We start from the raw sequence: 19,127 nt of genomic DNA on the forward strand, positions 1-19,127 counted from the left end.
GACCATTTATTGTATTTTTTGAGGGTGAACTGCTATTTGATTACTGCCTGAACAATAAAGCTTTTTTTAGGGACCGCTCCCACGAGTTCAAGAATAGCTCAGGGAGCCGGGTCAGCTTAGAAGAACGGCAACCGCTGAAAAAACAGAGAATCTAAAGAAGAGTTACTAATTTCTGTTATATCAAACTCATAATTATTTTCAACATGGGGAGAGTATCCCACAAGAGTTAACTTCATCATTTTTTTCTGGTGTAATAAGCTCAAAAACCTCTCTATCAAGAGCACGTAGTTCCTCTCCTGAACGAGTTTGATTAAAAAACCAAAAATTACCAGTAATTTTATATTTTATGACATTTGCAAGGCTAAGAGATAAAGCAGTAATAATGATATTTGCGAAAACAATGAGTGCCTTATAAATGTCTGATTCAATTTTAGGATCAACAATCGCTAAAATCTTATCTTCAGCCTCCTGTAATTGGGGGCGTATGTTTGCATTAGGATTTGTGAGTCCCTCATAGGCGATTTGATATAATGCTTTTCTATATTTTTTTTGCTCTGCTTCCCATTTCAGAAACATATTTCTATAAGACTGTGATCCAGATAATTGCCTATCGACTACTTTACATTGCTCCAAAATGCACAAGATGACTTGACGGAAACGTCTAGCCTCTTCAGAATCTTTTTGGGCCACAAATTCAATGGCTTCTTTTTCACACATGAAATCTTGCAATTGCATAATACACTTAAAACATTCATGAAAATCGATAGCCAATTCTTTTAATTCTTCAGGACCTTTTATCTCATCCACCCTCTTGTCCTGAGATTCAACATTAAATTTTGCCCCAACCAAAAGAATTTCAATTAATAATTTTCGATACTCATCATTCTTTATTTTTGTTAATTGCGGTAAAAGGAGTCGCAAAGCATGTCCCCTACTCTCTTTATCTAATACCAAACGATAAGATTGAGGATCAGTAACTTTTGATTTTTTCAATAAGATTAAGGACTCACTTGCTGCCTCTAAAGCCTGAAGGGGAAGCTCGCGCAAATTTGTGGAGACACCATGTAAGGTATTTAATTCTTCTCGAAAATGGTGAAGAATTGATTTTCGTAAATGATCTTTGGGATTTAAAGCCAGCTCCTGTAATTGATCAATTCTTTTAGTTTTTGTTTGCTCTAAAGCAACTAAGGTGGAGGCTAATAATGGATAACGATTGGTTGCCGTAATAATTTGTTGATAACCATCTTCGGATAAGTTTTCATAAACCCAAAAAAGCAAACAAAGCCTCTTGGTATCATCATTAGATAAAGAATGAATAAATTTTAAATCTTCCAATTTTTTGGGGTCTTTAAAAAATTGTGGGACATCTTGGTTAAGTTCCGGCTGCAAATCCACCAACATCCCTATGGCTTTAAAATAGGCCGGTTCAGATAAAATATGGCGAATTAAGCCATCAGGATATTTGCGTTGTTTTAAAAAAGGAATGAGTTTAATTTGTACTTCATCCCCCATGAAGCTGCCAAATGTTTGCACAAGCACCGGATCATTAAGTAGATGCCGATTTTTTTCCAACAATCCATGCTTATAAAATACAAGCACCATTTTTAATAAATTCTTGTTGCGATTTTCATCTTGAGTTAATTTAATTGCCTCGATCTCTTGACGCAAGGAGCTGGGCTCTTTCAAAAGCTCATGCAGTAGAGTAGAGGATAAAGGAAATAAGTTGGCAAAGTTATGGTGGATAATTAAATCCAGGGCACGATTGTCTGCAAACAATGCAGCTATGTTGAGTTCGGAATATGGAATAGGATCGGATAATCTTGCCGTTTCCTGTTCCACTTGTAATTTCCGTGTCATTAATTCGACACGCTGCACGCGTAAATTTATTTCACCACTTTCGTCACTCACGACATCTTTTAATAAGCTACGTGGTAAATCGGCGCCAATTTGCTTTATTAATGGATTATCCAAAAAATCGACACGAGAAACAGTGACTGTTGGCATAGGCGTAGCAGCAGAAGAAATAGGTTCTTTTTGATCCGGTACAGAAATAAATGGAGCCAGATCAAAGCTTGATAAAAAAAGAAGCTCTCTATCTTTAGGCTCAGCATAACCATTTTTCACTAATCCCATAATCCATTGCTTTGGGTTATCTTTTCGATACATAATCATAAGCCCGCAGGGTTCTCCTTCATCATTCACATACGCAAAATGTTGACGAACCACATTTGCTTTGTAAGACTCTGGATCTTCCTCTTCCTTCATAAGAGGATTAGCGCCGAGTAAATAGTGCAAATTCCCTGCAGACATATTACCTTGCAAATAATATCGCCCCGAAGCTTTAGTATTCCATAGGTCAAAATGTTTTATGGCATCTTCTGAGGTACCCAGAAAATGGGTTCGTGGAAAATCTAAGTGAATTGTTCCAATATCATCTTTTCCTTCAGCAACGGCCCAATCTTGTCCAAATGCATGGAAAATTTGTTGTGCGTTTCCTGTTACCAAATAAGGCATAATTCATTCTCAACATAGCAAATTGAGAGTATTATAACCAATAATTCGTGCTAATGGTGATAAATTTTTACAAAAAATGTATTTTTTGTGCCTTTTATAAGAGCATCATTTATAATGCCTTTTTTTGAACGGAAAAAATATGAAATGCAATATCATAGGTGCAGGTCGATTAGGTAAAAATATTGCGTTAGCTTTATCTACAGCACAGCTTATCTCATCGTTTTCCATATGCAATCGTAACTTAACCAGCACTCAAAACGCGTGTCATGAAATTGGTTCTGGTAGGGCAGTGAATAAAATCGAGTTGTTACCAGAAGCTGAAATCACTTGGATTTGCTGTAATGATGATGCCATTCAATCTGTTGTAGAAATTTTAACCAAGAGCCCTACTTTAAAACCAAATAGTTTTGTGATTCATTGTAGTGGAGTATTGAGCTCTGCTTTACTTACTCCATTAAGAAAAAAAGGCTGTTTGATTGCGAGTTTTCATCCTTTAAAAGCATTCCAAATAAATTACTTAGATCCCACTGCTTTTGACCAAGTTGATTGTGTTTTAGAAGGGGATAATGAAGTTTGTGAGTGGCTAAAAAACGCTTTCACTCAATTGGGCGCCAACCTTATAGCCATTAAACCTGAGGCAAAAGCAATCTACCATGCCGCAGCCTGCATGGCCTCGAATTATCTAATTACATTGGCTGCTTGTAGTGAGGAATTATTTCTTAAAGCAGGAATCAATACCCGACAAAGCCGACAAATGATAGTAAAATTAATGCAAGGAAATTTAGATAATTTACAACACACAGAATATATCGCAGAAGCACTCACAGGGCCTTTGGCAAGAGGAGATATTGAAACAATTTCTCTGCATTTAAAAACAATACAAAACGATAAAATAAGAAATTTATATCAAGAGTCAGGATTAAATACGCTTCCTTTAACGCAATTATCGGAACCAATAAAAGAAGAAATAAAAGCCATTCTTTCTAAAAAACGCTCTCCAACAAGTATTTAATGGGCTTTAAGAAAAAAATACTCATTCTGTATAGTGTGGTTTAATCACTCATCAATGTTTGGCTTTAAGTGACAGCCCTTCATAATCAACCTCTGGACCTTCGTTTTGTTGTCGTGGTTTAATTTGCGCTAAAACACCTTTAAATTGGCCCATATGCTGATGAATATCTTCTGCTTTAACAGTTAATGGCTCATGAGGAGCAGCGAAGAGTTTAGTATGATGAACACCTTCTTGCTCCTGCTCCATTACAGGTTGCTCCTTGTCAAACAATCCCACGTCTGCCTTAGGCTCATGCAGTTGATGATTAGCCTTTTCATAGCTGGCAACTATTTTTTGGGAGTTCTGTTCTATACGTTCTGCATAAATTTTTTCACATTCTTTTATTCTTAGTTCCGCTTTAGCGATCAGTTTCTCTTTATAAGGTTTATAAGAAAACTGATAAATCCCAGCAACTACTAACAAGCTAATTGGGAAGGCAATAATACTCAATGCCATCCCCAACTTGCCAAGTCCAAGATAGGAACTAAAACTCTTAGGATGCCCTGAAGCAGTAGCCATCGCTTCCGTAAGTCCTTTGTGTGCCTGCATATTTCCAGATTTTTTTTGCGATAGATGGGTTAATGAAGGCTCCTCGGCGTAATTTGGATTAAGTCTTGTCCAAAATTTATACCATGGGGCCTTGGCATTAACTTTAGCAGAGGCACCTTGATCGACATCGCTAATTAATGATAAGCCTGTTTGTAAGTGATTATTATATTTATCATCTAAATTGTGTTTTAAGTCAGACGCAAGCCTTTTAACCTCATTGGGTTTCGCCTTTGCTAAAACATCCATAGCTTTAAAAATAGTGCTGTCCGATTTACTAGCCTCATGATCTAAAATCGCGACTCTACCATTAATTGCTTGCGCACGCTCATTTCCACTTTTACATCCGGCGATGGAGGCTTCTTCAATAAATATAGAAAGTGATTGCACGAGTTTGGCATATTCATGAGTGTGATGCAGATTATTGGCCATGATTGTTTTTAAAGCGTCTTTTGCTTTTTCAACTGGAGTAGCATCTTCCTCATGTATTCTTGTATCTTGTTGGATCCATGCTGCTTTAATTGCTTTAATTTGCGCAATGGCTAGTTGACCTTCTTCGGATCGAGAAAAATAGTGTTCACCATGCCCATTACACTTTTCCAAGAACTGCTCATAATATTTAAATACCTTCTGAATTTCATGCAGATCGTCATTTGGTCCCACCAGATTTTGCAGCATTGCCATTTCAGCCATTAAAGTGGCCTCATTCCTCAGCTTATTCCAACTAATATTCCACCCATATCCCAAACTATCGCCAAAACCATTAACTGATAAATTTTGTACCAAGCAAAAAGGTTGGGGGGTTTTTGCTTTAAGTTGCGCTTTATTATATAAGTGAGCACCATTTAAAATGGCCCGCGCACCCCATGATTGTTTATTATCTTTAAACCAATCATCTAATGTATGATTAATTGCGGTATGAAGATTATAAGTAAATGCTTTGCGTCCTAATGGATTTGCAGAGATAGAATCTTGGATTGAATATTTATCAGCAAGTTTTAAGAGTTTCACACTAACATCATCAATCGCACTGTCCATGGAAAGATTTTTTTTCACATCAAGCGAAGGTGTTCTAATTTGTAAACGCGCCTGCCGTTGATTTTCTTCTTTAAGTGCGAGAGTCACAATTTGTCTATCGGCAAGAGCATATGCTCCTGGCAGGTGAGGTAGACGCTCATGAGCAGTATTTTCGGAGCCAGAAATCCAAATTGCTTGCTCTAATGATTGATCGATGTGTAACAAGTCATTAGGAGAGGCTGTTGTTTTTTCAGCTAAATGCTTTTTCTCTATTTTCTTTAAGTCTTCTTTTGATAAACGTTGTCCTGTTTCTTTGAGCACTTCTTGCATTAAAATACTATGTGCTTCTGCAGAAATTTTTTTTCGTGCTTTATCTAACTCTTGAATAAGGGCCACGTCATTGAGTGTGTTTCCTTCCTTAGCCTGTTCTAATGCATTAGCAAATTCCTGTTCAATTAATGGTTGTATGCACTTCATCGCTTCTTGATGCGCTATTTCCATTTGTTCCTTAGGAAACCGTCTATTGTCAACTTTTGTGTAAGTGCGTGCAGCAAGTGCCAAGTGAAAATGAAATTCTTGTTGGAGAGGGACAATACTCCCTCTAGCAGTTGATAATTTATCTAACTGTTCTTTATTTAACTCATCAAGACCATAGCGACGCTTGTATTCTTCATTAAGTTCTTTGATTTGTGTAACATCCAAACTCACTGTGGTTATTAGAGAGGGGTTTCTAGTTTTACCGAAGCCTTGTTTGAATAAACTCTGTGCCTTTGCAGATAATTTAACATCAATCAACACTCGTCCTTGAGGATCAAAAAGCAAAGAGGATGGTTTTTTTTGTATCGCTTGCTGAATCGCTAGAGTAGTAATTTTTTCAAAATATTCTATTTGAGCTTGCTGTTGTTTTAATGTCGTCATTATAAAACTCTCACCACACAGTCACCTTTATAAGTTTACCATAATCAAGACCAGCATGATATATTAACGATCAAAATGACAACAAAAAAATCAAATAAGTGGACAGAATAACATTAAAATCGTGAATTATTGGAGACCATTGGCTGTTTAGCCTTAGGGCGATTGGAAACCCGCCCTATTTTAAGGTGTTGCCTTCTTTTTTGCTTTTCTACGTTCCTGCCAACTTTGGAGCATCACATAAAAAGCAGGCACAAAAACTACGGCAAGGCATGTTGAGGCCAACATCCCACTACATACAGCAATACCAATAGACTTACGAGCATTAGCTCCAGCTCCTGTAGCGAATACTAAAGGCATCACACCAAGAATAAAGGCAAAAGAAGTCATTAAAATGGGGCGAAAACGTGTTTTTGCACCAATTACCGCGGCTTCCATTATGGATTTGTTATGATATTCATGTTGTTCTCGTGCTACTTCAACAATCAAAATAGCATTTTTCGCTGCCAAAGCAATAAGCAATAAAACCCCAATCTGCGTGTACATATTGTTCGCTATTCCCAAAGCGGATAAAGCCAACACGGTGCCAACTAAAGCTAATGGAACACTTAATAAGATTGCTGCTGGAGCCACCCAATTTTCATACTGACCTGCTAAAATGAGATACACTAATATCAGCGACAACATAAAAATATAATAACTCAGGTTTCCAGCGATTTTTTCTTGATAAGCGGTACTCGTCCATTCAAAAGAGATCCCTGCAGGTAATACCTGATGCGCTACTTTTTCTAAGGCCGCCATCGCTTGGCCTGAACTATAGCCTTGTGCAGACATGCCATAAATATTACTGGAAGGGTAAAGGTTATAAAGAGAAATAATGGAGGGCCCTGTAGTCGGAGTCATATCCGTTAGTGTTCCTAATGGGACCATCTCACCCGATTTATTTTTAACGTAATAATTGCGTACATCTTCAATAGACATTCGCCAAGGAGCATCCGCCTGCACATAGACTTGAAATACTTGGCCAAATTTTGTAAAAAGATTCACATAAGATGAACCAAGATAAGTTTGTAACGCATCGGATGCATCACCTATAGAAACACCTAAAGATTCTGCTTTGACCCTATTGATTGGTGCTGAAAGTTGTGGCACTGAGGCTCGAAATGAAGTCATCATTCTCTGTAGTTCAGGCTGCTGCATTGCATAACGAATTAATTCATCAGTGGCTGTTTGTAATTTTCGATAATCAAAAGAACCATCTTGTAATTCAACTTGCATTTGGAAGCCCCCGGCATTTCCTAAACCCTGAATAGCAGGAGGGATCATCACTAAAATTTTAGCGCCTAAGTTTTTCCGTGCCACCGCACTTAGTTTTTTGTACATTTCCAGTAAATCTTCTTTTTTACCGCGCACACTCCAATCTTTAAACATCACATAAAGTGCAGCACCATTAGGAAGGCTAGCACTATTATCCAAAAGCGAAATACCATCGATGGTGATTACGTTTTCCACCCCATCAATTTTAGATACTTGTTCACTTAAATCATGCATCAAAGCCTCAGTGCGTTCCAAACTCGAACCATCAGGTAATTGCACGTTTAACATAGCATAGCCTTGATCTTCAATGGGAATAAAACCGGTAGGAATACGACTTAAACCTAGGATAGCGATAATTACTAAGGAAAAACCTACAAGACAAACTGTTTTATTTTTATGTACCAGTTTATCTATGAATCCTATGTAGGCATTTTCTATAGGTAAATAAATCCTATCGAAAAAACGAAATGCCATATTCTTTTTCTTTTGCGGATCAATAGGCTTAAGCCATAAAGCGCATTGAGTGGGTTTCAACGTCATCGCATTGATTGCACTAATAAATGCTGTAGCTGCAATAACCAATGCAAACTGAGCATACATTGCTCCCGTTAAACCAGGCATAAAACCCGCGGGCACAAATACAGCCATAAGAACTAGGGTAATACCAATTACAGGCCCCATTAATTCAGCCATAGCATGAATAGCAGATTCCTTTGGAGGTGTTCCTCGCTCAATATGTTGCGTCACTCCTTCAACAATCACGATTGCATCATCTACGACAATCCCTATTGCCAGCACTAGAGCAAATAAGGTTAATAAATTAATGGAATAACTTAATGCAAGCATAGCAAAAAAAGCACCAATAATCGTTACTGGTACGGTGGTGGTAGGTACGAGGGTTGCTCTTGCGTTTTGAAGGAAAACAAGGATAACAATTAATACGAGAATACCTGCCTCAAATAAAGTCTTATATACTTCATCAATGGACGCTTTTACGAAAATAGTCGTGTCAAAAGGAACAGAGTACTGCATCCCCGGAGGGAATTTTTTAGACATTTTTTCCACTGCTTTTCGTACTTCAGAAGCAACCTCTAACGCATTAGCACCAGGAAGTTGAAAAATACCAATAGCGGCTGCCGGTTTATTGTTTAATTTCGCCAGCTGGTTATAACTATTAGAACCTAATTCAACACGACCTATATCACGGATACGTACAAGTTGAGCACTATTATTAATCCTATTACTGGTTGCAGATTGGTTAGGCTTTTGAGCTATCGTCTTCACAATGATATTGGAGAATTGCTCTACATTAGCAAGTTGTCCTGGAACATTCACTGTAAATTGATAAGCGGGTTTCCCTGCTGATGGTGGAGCTCCAATTTGCCCTGATGAAATCTCTTGGTTTTGATGGCTAATAGCTTCAAGAACATCACTTGGGTTTAAGGAATAAGCCAACATTTTTTGAGGGTCAAGCCAAACACGCATCGCATAGGTACCCGTTCCAAAAATAACTACATTTCCTACTCCGGGCAAACGTGATAGCTCATCTTGCATGTTAATTGCTGCATAATTATCCAAGAATAAACCATCATATTCATTGTTTTTAGACGTTAAGGTAATAAACTGTAAAATGTTGGTCGACTTTTGCTGTACAAGCACTCCTTGTTTTTGTACCGATTGAGGCAATTGCGCCATTGCAGATTGTACTCGGTTTTGTACCAATACCTGGGCAAAATTCAGATCTGTTCCAATAGCAAAAGTGACAATTAAGGTATATGTGCCATTATTAGTGCTGGTGGATTGCATGTAGAGCATGTTTTCCACTCCGTTGACTTGCTGCTCAATAGGCAAGGCTACGGTTTTAATTAAGGTTTCTGCATCGGCACCTGGATATGTAGTAGTTACCTGAATAGTGGGTGGAACAATAGCTGGATATTGAGATACAGGTAAGACAATTATAGCAACCAATCCGAGTAAAATTAGGAGTAGTGCAATAACGTTTGCCAAAATAGGCCGCTCAATAAAAAATTTAGAAATCATTCTGCGTTCTTCTCACGTTTTGTATCAATTAACTGAACAAAATTTTTCTTACTTACCTGCATTATTGCTTGCTTCACTATTAACATTCGTTGCTGCTGGTTGTTGTATCTGAACTTTATTGCCAGGGGTTGCGTTTTGCAGACCATCAACAATAACATTATCTTGTGGGTCCAGGCCCTTGATCACAGCACGCATTCCTGCTTCTTGACTGCCCAAAGTTACATGTTTTAATACCACTACATTATTGTTATCCACTGTCAATAAGTACGAGCCAATTTGGTCATAAAGTACTGCTGTATCAGGCACGGTTAATTGTTTTTTAGGCTCTGAGATCGCTACTCTCACTTTTACAAAGAGACCAGGGACAAAAACATAATTTTTGTTTTGTAAAAGAGCTCGTAGCTCCATAGTTCCTGTAGAAGCATTAAGCCCCGTATTCACAAAATCCAAGGTAGCTTTATATTTAAAAGTTGTTTCATTTTGCAAACTCACTTCAACAGGAACTTTATGAATATCTTTAGGTTTAAATCCTCGAGCTCGTGCTGCAGCTCTTAATTTAATTAAATCAAGCTCATTTAAATTAAAATACACATAGATGGGATCAATCTGCTCGATAGTTGCAAGGTTTGTGGCTTCCCCATGTCCAACCAAATTACCCACATCGACCAAATGACGGCCAATTCGTCCATCAAATGGTGCAAAAATATGAGTATAGCTGTAATTAATTGCTGCATTTATTTCATCAGCTTCTGCTTTATCAACTTCTGCGGCCAGTTCCAACGTTTTAGCGTACCACTTCTCTACCTCGTTTAATGAAGTAGCGTGTTGTTTGTACATTCTTTGTTGGCGGGCATATTCTGATTTATCATAGGCAAGCGCGGCTTTTTGTGCAGCTACTGTAGCTTTAGCTGCTCTTAATTGTTCAAAATAAGGTTCAGGCTGAATGACAAATAATTCCTTTCCTTTTTTGATAAATGTCCCGTCTACAAACTCAATTGAGTCAAGATAACCTTCGACACGCGCCACCAAATTGACTGAATTATAAGCCACCATGGTCCCTGTTTGTGTCACATACTCCACCATTTCTTCAAGTTTTGGTTTTTGTACAACAACCCTGGGCAAAGGAATAGCAGGTACATTACTTTTACTAAAAAAATGCACTAATAAATAAATAAAAAATAAAATCGCAATTATTGCTACAACTTTGACTGATGTTGAATCTCTATTAAAGTTCATGCTCAATACCATTTTTGTTTAATTTTTCTTAATGTAGCCTGGGTAAAGCATACCCTGGAAGTCATTGTTTTTTTATCCATAAAACACCTAGCGGCTGCTGTCTTCATTTCGGTGACATCTACCAATTAGGTAAATAAAGTTCTTTTATTTTTTGTTTTTTAGTTCGGGGTGCCATATGATTGTTCTCTTTGAGTAAAGAACCCCAATTGGTTCGTGCAGCCATTTCAGCTTTTATTTGTTGCGGTACAACATCGTTACAACCTCGAATTTCCCAACCCCCACCAAGAGCGCGATAAAGAGATACTAATGCTTCGGGAATGTTTGCTTGGGCACTAACTAGGGATGTCTGCACACTCAACTGTTGTTGCTCTGCATTTAGCACTGGAGTAAAGTCTGTTTCCCCTTCCATATACCGTATGATTGCTAATTTTAGGGTTTTAATTGCAGCAGTATTTGCTGTTGTTAGCGCCCGTTCCGCTTTTTTAGCCTCGATATAGGCAGTAATGCTATTTTGTACTTCTTGTTGGGCTTTTAAAACCAAATTGACATAGCTTAATAAAGCCTGCTGATAAGCAGCATCTTGTGCTCGTACGGCATTGGTAATTTGTCCATAGTTCAAAATTGGCCAAGTCAGACTGGGGCCCGCCGTTATATTCCGATTAGAGGGTTGAAAAAGATCGGAAAGAGAATTTGAACCAATATTGTTGGAAGAAAAAGAAAATGTTCCATTCAATGCAAGTGCTGGAAAAAGATTGGCTTTTATTTCACCGATCTTGGCAGATTGAGAAACTGCCTCTAAACGTGCTTGATAAATATCAGGTCGTCTTGCTAATGTTTCTTTAGGAATACCTACAGCCACACTTGGAGGAGCGATGGGAATTCCTCGACTTTTCTTAAGCTGATGATCAACCCCATTGGGTACCGTACCTAATAGAAGGGCAAGCGCATTTTTTTGTTGTTCAAGGCTGCTTTCTAAAGGTGGAAGAGAAGCCTCTGTTTGTGAAAGCTCCGTCTGAGCTTGCTCTACATCAATAAGATTGGTTTGACCTGCATTATAACGAGCCCGAGCTATATTTAACCCCTCTCTTTGGACTACGATATTTTGATTTGTTACCTTAATTTTTTTTTCATACATACGAATTTTGATGTAAGTAGTGGCAACATCTGCAGTCAAAGTGACTAAAGCATTATCATAAGCAGCAATAGAGGATAAAAATACAGCATCATTAGCCTGAATGGCTCGTCGATATTTACCCCAAAAATCAATTTCCCAATTCGCAGAAAATCCCAATGATAAAGTCTCTAAAGAGGAAGGCAAAACAGATTGCAACTCACTACCGCCAATTTGGTAATAAGTAAAATTGCTAACCACCGCTTGTTGCTGTGGATAAAGCTCTCCAACGGATTGAGCTAATAATGCTCTCGTTTGCAAAACCCGCACTCCAGCAGTCTGCAGGGTTAGATTGTTATGATAACCTTGATAAATTAAAGAGGTAAGAACTGGATCATGAAATACCTGCCACCATTTAGTATCTTTGAATGGAGTTTCTTTAACCGATGCGTTTTTTTTGGGCCAATGTGCTGCAACTGGCTTTATTGGTTCCTTATAATTAGGCCCAACCATACAAGCACTAAGCATCAGAGTAATGGCAAGAATAAAAATCTTTAACATAAGTGCTAATATTTCCCTCTGAAATGTGCTCCCCATCATGGGCATTAGCTATTATTAGGTCTCGGTACTGTATCATTACTAGGGACTATTTAATAGATCATCTCTGGACAATATTTTAGTATGTAGCGCATCTCATTAAAGGTAACCAGCAAGAGTGAAGTGCTTTAGAAACAGAATATTACTTTCATCTGATAGCGAACGCTAGGCTGCTAAAACGGCGGAATCCTCCATACCGCTCACCCAAAAATTACATTTGATCCATCTTGAGCAAAATGCCCTATCCCAAGAGGATGATCTTGTCACTGAGAAACCTTTCACGCGGACTAACTCTTAGCTGTTGCCGTCGTTTATAAGGCTCATTTTTCTAAGAGTTAGAATCAGCGGTAATAACTTGTAATTGAGTTACATTTTGCAAGCCGCGCGGCAATCTGTTCCCTCTACGCCCACGTTCACCTTTATAATGCTCAAGATCAGCCCCCTTTAAGGTAAAATGTCGTTTACCTGCATGGACAGTAAGTGTATCGTCAGCAGTTAACACTTGTACATCAATCACATATTCTTCGCGTGAGGCTACTTTAGCAGCAGGAATACTAATTAATTTATTTCCTTTTCCACGCGACAATTCTGGAATTTCTTTCGTAGAACAAATAAGGAGTCGACCAGCACTAGTGGCACAAGCAATGAAAAGTTCATCATGTTTAGGGAGTAGCCGCGGGAGTAAAATATGACTCGCTCCAGGAAGCTTAATACAAGCTTTACCGTTACGATTTTTTACATAAAGATCACCAATTTTCGCAATAAAGCCATACCCAGCATCACTCGCTAATAGTACGGATTGCTCTGCTTCACCCCCTACTACAGCTTCAAACACGGCTCCTTCAGCTGGATTAAGTTTGCCGGTTAAAGGCTCTCCCTGCCCACGTGCCGAAGGTAACACATGTCCCGGCAAAGAATAAACTTTTCCTTCGCTATCAAAAAAGAGGATTTGTTGATTTGAACGCGCTATTGCTTGCGCTTTAAAATCATCGCCTGCTTTATAGCTTAATTCACAACCATTTATATCATGCCCCTTTGCAGCCCTAACCCATCCTTTTTTTGAAAGTACTACTGTAATAGGCTCATTAGGTAAAATATCTTCTTCTTTTAATGCTTGTGATTCTTGACGAACAATAATGGGTGAGCGACGAACATCACCAAACTCATCTCTGTCATTAATAATTTCTTCTTTCACTAATTTTTTTAGGCGCTGCTCTGAAGCTAAAATATCCTGCAAATTATCTCGTTCACTGCAAAGCTCGTCCAGTTCTCCTCGCAACTTGATTTCTTCTAATTTTGCTAAATGACGCAATTTCATTTCTAAAATGGCTTCTGCCTGACGGTCACTGATATTAAAGCGAGCTATTAATCCTTGTTTGGGCTGTTCATGCTCACGAATAATGGCAATAACTTCATCGATATTCAGATAAGCAATAAGTAAGCCTTCGAGTACATGAATACGATCTAAAACTTTTGCCAGGCGATATTCCAAGCGTCTTTTTACTACAGATATCCGATATACTAACCATTCAGCTAAAATCTCAATCAACCCTTTTACTCTTGGCTTACCATCAAGTCCTATCATATTGAAATTAACACGGTAACTTCGTTCTAAGTCGGTAGTAGCAAATAAATGAGACATTAACCCTTCAATATCAACACGATTGGAACGAGGAACAATGACCAAGCGCGTTGGATGCTCATGATCTGATTCATCACGTAAATCTTCAACCATTGGCAATTTCTTTTGTTGCATCTGTAGCGCGATTTGTTCTAATACTTTGGCTCCTGAGACCTGATAAGGCAATGCAGTAATCACTATATTTTGTTTTTCCTGGTTATACACTGCTCTCATTTTTATAGAGCCATTTCCTGTTTCATACATGGCACTAATTGCTTCAGGTGGTGTAATTATTTCAGCCTCAGTAGGAAAATCTGGCCCTTTAATATATTGGGTGATCGCAGCTAAATCTGCCTGGGGATTGTCTAATAAGTGCACACATGCATTAGCAACCTCTGTTAAATTATGAGGTAAAATATCAGAAGCCATCCCTACGGCAATGCCTGTTGCCCCATTTAATAAAATATTAGGTAAGCGTGCTGGCAGCAATGAGGGTTCTTGTAAGGTGCCATCAAAATTATCAACCCAATCCACAGTTCCTTGTAAAAGTTCTGCTAATAAAACTTCAGCATAGCGGGATAATCGAGCTTCCGTATAACGCATTGCAGCAAAAGACTTAGGATCATCTGGAGAACCCCAATTTCCCTGTCCGTCCACAAAAGGATAACGATAGGAAAAGGGCTGCGCCATGAGTACCATAGCCTCATAGCAGGCACTATCTCCATGGGGATGAAATTTGCCTAATACATCCCCAACGGTGCGCGCTGATTTTTTATATTTGGCCGTAGCTTTTAGCCCTAATTCGGACATTGCGTAAACAATGCGTCTTTGTACTGGCTTTAATCCATCCGCAATATGAGGTAAAGCTCTATCTAAGATAACGTACATGGAGTAATCCAGATAAGCTTTTTCGGTAAATTCGGCTATTAGTTTTCGTTCAGATACATCATTCATTGTTTTTGCATTCATTGTATTAATATCACTATTTCACCATTGCAATGTTATATTGCAAAGTGATTTTAACACAGAATTGATGATGTTGATGTTAGATAACTCACTTTTATTAATTGTGAATAACTTTATATCGCTCTTTCATAATGAATGCACATATCCTTTTAACTTATTGAAAATTAATTATTTTTTATAATTGCCTTTTTTTAAATCATTCCCATCCTGTGGATAACTTTGTGTATTACCATAGGATAAGAGGGCTAACTTATTGTAAATAACACAAAATTTACTATTAAATATCGCAGTTCAATGAACTAAGAAATAGTGATGTATAATTGTATGAGGAACACTTTTAATAATTTGTTATGGACAACAAAGGCATCTTAACTTCTAAATTTAGCAAATTTTTACTTTACGCTATTTTTATCCTTGCACTTACTCTTGTATCAAGCATGGGTTTTTTAGTCTATCGTGAATTGAATAAAATGTTCGACGCTAATAGTTGGGTTACTCATACTTATAAAGTTATTCAAGCTACCGATAAAATACTCATAGCCATTCTCGATATTGACTCGCAGCAAGAGGCCTATCTTCTCTCTGGTAATAAACAGTTCATAGCCAATATTAATAAAGTCAAATTTAACTTAAAACAAGATTTTGATAATTTACTCGATTCAATTAAAGATAATTCAGAGCAAACAAAGCGAGCGTCTCATTTTCTCGACTTAACCAATCAAAGATTCACGCAATTAAATCAAATCATTCAATTAAAAATGGATAACAAGCTTCATACCTCAGAAGGAATGAACTTTTTACTTCAAGAGCATGACCTTTCCAATCAAATTAAGGGCGTTGCTCAAGAAATAAAGTCCGTTGAACTCGTCCTATTAAATGAAAGAAACCAGCTCGCGATCAATAGTGCTAAAATGACTAATATTGCCATTATTCTAGGCAGGGTAGTTAGCATATGCGGTTTAATCATCGCTTTTATTTTAGCAAATAAAGAACTATCAAGAAGTCTCTCCGAGGAACATAGCAGAAAAAATATTGAGAACCAATTAAGAAGCATTTTAGAAGGGGCAACGGATATGATTGCTGCTGTAGATAACAAGTATCGCTACATTATGTTAAACAAAGCATATGAGCGTGAGTTTAAGCGTTTATTTGGCAAACCCATAACCATTGGTATGACCCTGGATGATATTTTTAAGGATAGCCCTAACTCAAAAAATAAATTAATAAAACAGTGGAAAGAATTCCTAAAAGGCGGCGAATTTATACGAAATATTGAATTTGAGATCAATAAAGAACATAACGTTTATGAAATTACATCCAGCGTGATTCAAAATGAAAATAATGAAATCAATGGAACGGTACATATTATTCGTAATGTTACCAAACATGTTCAAGAGCAACTCGAGCTGAAAGAGTCTTACAAAAAACTGAATGAAGGAATACAGGCTTTACAAGATAAAAACGAACAGATAACCCTTCTTGTTGAGATGAGTGATATTATGCTTGCTTGCAGCTCTCAGGAAGAATTATGTCATGTGATGAAAAAATATTGTCAACGCATGCTTCATTTTGCGAGTGGTTATTTATATGTCATGCACCCATCAAAAAACTATCTAGAAATTGCAGCAAGTTGGGGTTCACCAAATACTCAAGAAACAATATTCACCCCCGATGAGTGCTGGGCAATTCGCTTAGGGAGGATGCATCAGGTAAGCCATTCTCGTAATGAATTAATTTGCAACCATGTGAACGCCTCCGGTGAACACGTTTTATCATTTATTTGTATTCCATTAATGGCTCAAAATGATATTTACGGTTTATTATATATGGAAATTCCCCAGGAACCTGCCATTGCATTTTCGCAAAATCAGCAACTCATAATTACCGCTTTTTCTGAATTAACTGCCCTAGCATTTGCGAATGTACGCCTAAGAGAAAATCTCCGTTATCAATCAATGCGAGATCCATTAACCGGATTATATAATCGTCGTTACTTAGAAGATTTTCTTTTAAAACAAATTCATCAATCCGAGCGCACAAAAAGCCCTATTGCCCTCTTAATGTTAGACTTAGATCACTTCAAAAAAATAAACGATACCTACGGTCATGATGCAGGAGATGTTGCTTTAAAAGAGCTCGGTAAAATATTACAAGAAGATATTCGTGTTGGCGATATTGCAGCTCGCTATGGTGGAGAAGAGTTTATTGTGGCTTTTTACAATACCGACGAAGAAACGAGCAAAGCACGTGCCGAACACATTAGGCAGGCTGTTTCTCGACTTCAAATAAAATATGGAGCGCAACACGTAGGTCCCATTACCATTTCCATAGGATTGGCCCTCTATCCAACTCATGGGCGTACTGCAATGGAGTTGATCGAGGCTGCTGACAAGGCTTTGTATTTTGCAAAAGCACATGAAAGAAATAAGGTTATTTTATATTCAGATATTGATAGTAAAAAATCCCATCTCAACAAAAAAAATGAACTCTAGAGATTTAAGGCTATTTGTTTTTATGAACTAATTACCGCATCAGCCAAAAAAGATGATCGGTTTTTTATTGAACGGCTTTTAGAGTATAAGTCAACCCAATTGTATAATTCTTGCATTTCAAAATAAAATCGATTTTTTAAACATCTATTTGCTCATATCGCCTATCCATTGTAGTATCCATTTAAGAAGCAGATACATCATGTAAACTCTATTCATTACTCTTCCAGGATGGTTAAGGCTAATGCGGGATAAAATCTTAGTACTTTACTTGCTTTCGATATTATTAGGTTTATTAACAGGAGCGGTGGGCTCATTGTTTCAGCTGGCAATCCATTGGTTAAATAATGCTTTAATCAGCTGGCTTAATTTCGCAGGATCAAAAGGTTATAACATCGGTATCATTTCTGCACTGACCACGATGGTCATGGTTTTCATCGCCTGGGCATTAGTAAAATGGATTGCAACTGAAGCATCAGGAAGTGGTGTTCAGGAAATTGAGGGGGCTTTGCTTCATAAGCGTCCGATTTTTTGGCGTAGATTATTACCTGTAAAATTTGTTGGTGGAGTCCTATCAATTGGTTCTAAAATGGTGCTTGGGCGTGAAGGGCCTACTATTCAAATTGGCGGTAACCTTGGTGAAATGTTAGGCGAGTGCTTCTCCTTAACAAGAAAAAGGCGTGACTCCCTTATAGCTGCAGGTGCTGCAGCAGGCCTTGCTACAGCATTTAATGCGCCTCTTGCTGGTGTTTTATTTGTACTTGAAGAAATGCGTAGTGAATTTAATTTCTCCTTTACAAATTTTAAAACAGTCGCCATATGTTGTGTGTTTGCTACCATCATGTTGCATATCATTATTGGGCCTCAGCCTGATATTAAAATGGTTGTCTTTACTCCAGCAAGCCTTCAATCGCTTTGGATTTTCTTTGTTTTTGGCTTAATTGTAGGTGTAATAGGCATTATTTTTAATACATTCTTAATGAAGTTACTCTACAGTTTGGATAAGCTAAAGCCATGGATGAAAGACATTTATGTATTAATTATTGGGCTCACAGTTGGATATTTGGCCTATAAACAGCCTAATGTTGTTGGCGGTGGCTATCACATTATTGAACACGCTTTAATTGCTTATCCTGATTTTTCAGTCTTGATGATGTTATTTATAATCCGCTTTATTATGACTTTACTGTGTTACAGCACAGGTGTACCTGGTGGTATTTTTGCGCCCATGTTAGCTTTAGGGACTATTTTAGGATTAGCTGCTTCGCATGTTCTTCAAGCAGTTTCAAGTGAGATAAATATTCATCCGGGGGTATTTGCAGTGACTGGCATGGGGGCCCTATTTGCTGCTTCTATAAGAGCACCGATTACAGGCATTATTCTTGTTGTTGAAATGACACAAAATTATTTATTGATATTGCCATTAATGATTACCTGTTTGACCTCGACCACAGTGGTTCAGTTAGCAAAAAATGCGCCCATCTATACTCAACTTTTGCATAGAACATTAAAAAGGGAAGCAGCTTCATAGCAAGTCTATATACCAAGGTTTTTCGAAGTACTTGTCTGTACTTTACCGCAACAATTTAGGCAAAGCTCCGCAGAGTGATTGGGAATTCCTAAGCTAGGTTCAGGCTCTAAACTGGTGCTGTGACGTAAATAGCTAGGCCTAAATGCTCCCGGTATATTATTCTTAGCCGGACCCCT

At 37.9% G+C, this 19,127-nt stretch carries 9 protein-coding genes; 3 read left to right on the plus strand and 6 right to left on the minus strand.

The window, feature by feature from the left end:
* Window positions 1-198 precede the first annotated feature (198 nt).
* Window positions 199-2,514: a hypothetical protein gene (locus tag DYH34_RS17305; protein WP_058464278.1), complete on the minus strand. Its 2,316-nt coding sequence runs from the start codon at window positions 2,512-2,514 to the stop codon at window positions 199-201.
* Window positions 2,515-2,653: 139 nt separating this feature from the next.
* Here DYH34_RS17305 and DYH34_RS17310 point away from each other — a divergent pair, with 139 nt between their 5' ends.
* The gene (locus tag DYH34_RS17310; RefSeq protein WP_058464277.1) at window positions 2,654-3,526 is read left to right on the plus strand and encodes a Rossmann-like and DUF2520 domain-containing protein; all 873 of its coding nucleotides are present in this window, start codon (window positions 2,654-2,656) and stop codon (window positions 3,524-3,526) included.
* Window positions 3,527-3,577: 51 nt separating this feature from the next.
* On the opposite strand, the gene DYH34_RS17315 is transcribed toward DYH34_RS17310, so the two are convergent.
* The 5 genes from DYH34_RS17315 to parC form a co-directional block, all read right to left on the minus strand.
* On the minus strand, window positions 3,578-6,046 hold the full coding sequence (locus DYH34_RS17315) for a hypothetical protein (RefSeq protein ID WP_058464276.1): 2,469 nt from the start codon (window positions 6,044-6,046) through the stop codon (window positions 3,578-3,580).
* A gap of 180 nt (window positions 6,047-6,226) precedes the next feature.
* Window positions 6,227-9,400, minus strand: coding sequence for an efflux RND transporter permease subunit (locus tag DYH34_RS17320; RefSeq protein WP_058464275.1), 3,174 nt, complete (start codon window positions 9,398-9,400; stop codon window positions 6,227-6,229).
* A 48-nt stretch (window positions 9,401-9,448) separates the two neighbouring features.
* Window positions 9,449-10,648: an efflux RND transporter periplasmic adaptor subunit gene (locus DYH34_RS17325; protein WP_058464274.1), complete on the minus strand. Its 1,200-nt coding sequence runs from the start codon at window positions 10,646-10,648 to the stop codon at window positions 9,449-9,451.
* Window positions 10,649-10,754: 106 nt separating this feature from the next.
* Window positions 10,755-12,308: an efflux transporter outer membrane subunit gene (locus DYH34_RS17330; RefSeq protein WP_058464273.1), complete on the minus strand. Its 1,554-nt coding sequence runs from the start codon at window positions 12,306-12,308 to the stop codon at window positions 10,755-10,757.
* 364 nt (window positions 12,309-12,672) lie between these two features.
* Window positions 12,673-14,934 carry a DNA topoisomerase IV subunit A gene (gene parC, locus DYH34_RS17335; RefSeq protein WP_058464272.1) on the minus strand — a complete coding sequence of 754 codons (2,262 nt, stop codon included), beginning with the start codon at window positions 14,932-14,934 and terminating at the stop codon, window positions 12,673-12,675.
* A 347-nt stretch (window positions 14,935-15,281) separates the two neighbouring features.
* Between parC and DYH34_RS17340 the strand changes: the two genes are divergently transcribed.
* Together DYH34_RS17340 and clcA are read left to right on the plus strand one after the other, a co-directional pair.
* Window positions 15,282-17,423, plus strand: a complete 2,142-nt coding sequence (locus tag DYH34_RS17340) for a diguanylate cyclase (protein WP_058464271.1) — start codon at window positions 15,282-15,284, stop codon at window positions 17,421-17,423.
* Between the two features lie 241 nt (window positions 17,424-17,664).
* Window positions 17,665-18,951 carry a H(+)/Cl(-) exchange transporter ClcA gene (gene clcA, locus DYH34_RS17345; RefSeq protein ID WP_058464270.1) on the plus strand — a complete coding sequence of 429 codons (1,287 nt, stop codon included), beginning with the start codon at window positions 17,665-17,667 and terminating at the stop codon, window positions 18,949-18,951.
* Window positions 18,952-19,127 lie beyond the last annotated feature (176 nt).

This window comes from Legionella cincinnatiensis (assembly GCF_900452415.1).
Lineage (GTDB): Bacteria > Pseudomonadota > Gammaproteobacteria > Legionellales > Legionellaceae > Legionella > Legionella cincinnatiensis.

What these genes read in the sequence shown, in the direction of transcription:
- DYH34_RS17305 (WP_058464278.1), bottom strand. Translation starts at nt 2,514, where the DNA reads ATGCCTTATTTGGTAACAGGAAACGCACAACAAATTTTCCATGCATTT.
- DYH34_RS17310 (WP_058464277.1), top strand. Translation starts at nt 2,654, where the DNA reads ATGAAATGCAATATCATAGGTGCAGGTCGATTAGGTAAAAATATTGCG.
- DYH34_RS17315 (WP_058464276.1), bottom strand. Translation starts at nt 6,046, where the DNA reads ATGACGACATTAAAACAACAGCAAGCTCAAATAGAATATTTTGAAAAA.
- DYH34_RS17320 (WP_058464275.1), bottom strand. Translation starts at nt 9,400, where the DNA reads ATGATTTCTAAATTTTTTATTGAGCGGCCTATTTTGGCAAACGTTATT.
- DYH34_RS17325 (WP_058464274.1), bottom strand. Translation starts at nt 10,648, where the DNA reads ATGGTATTGAGCATGAACTTTAATAGAGATTCAACATCAGTCAAAGTT.
- DYH34_RS17330 (WP_058464273.1), bottom strand. Translation starts at nt 12,308, where the DNA reads ATGTTAAAGATTTTTATTCTTGCCATTACTCTGATGCTTAGTGCTTGT.
- parC (WP_058464272.1), bottom strand. Translation starts at nt 14,934, where the DNA reads ATGAATGCAAAAACAATGAATGATGTATCTGAACGAAAACTAATAGCC.
- DYH34_RS17340 (WP_058464271.1), top strand. Translation starts at nt 15,282, where the DNA reads ATGGACAACAAAGGCATCTTAACTTCTAAATTTAGCAAATTTTTACTT.
- clcA (WP_058464270.1), top strand. Translation starts at nt 17,665, where the DNA reads ATGCGGGATAAAATCTTAGTACTTTACTTGCTTTCGATATTATTAGGT.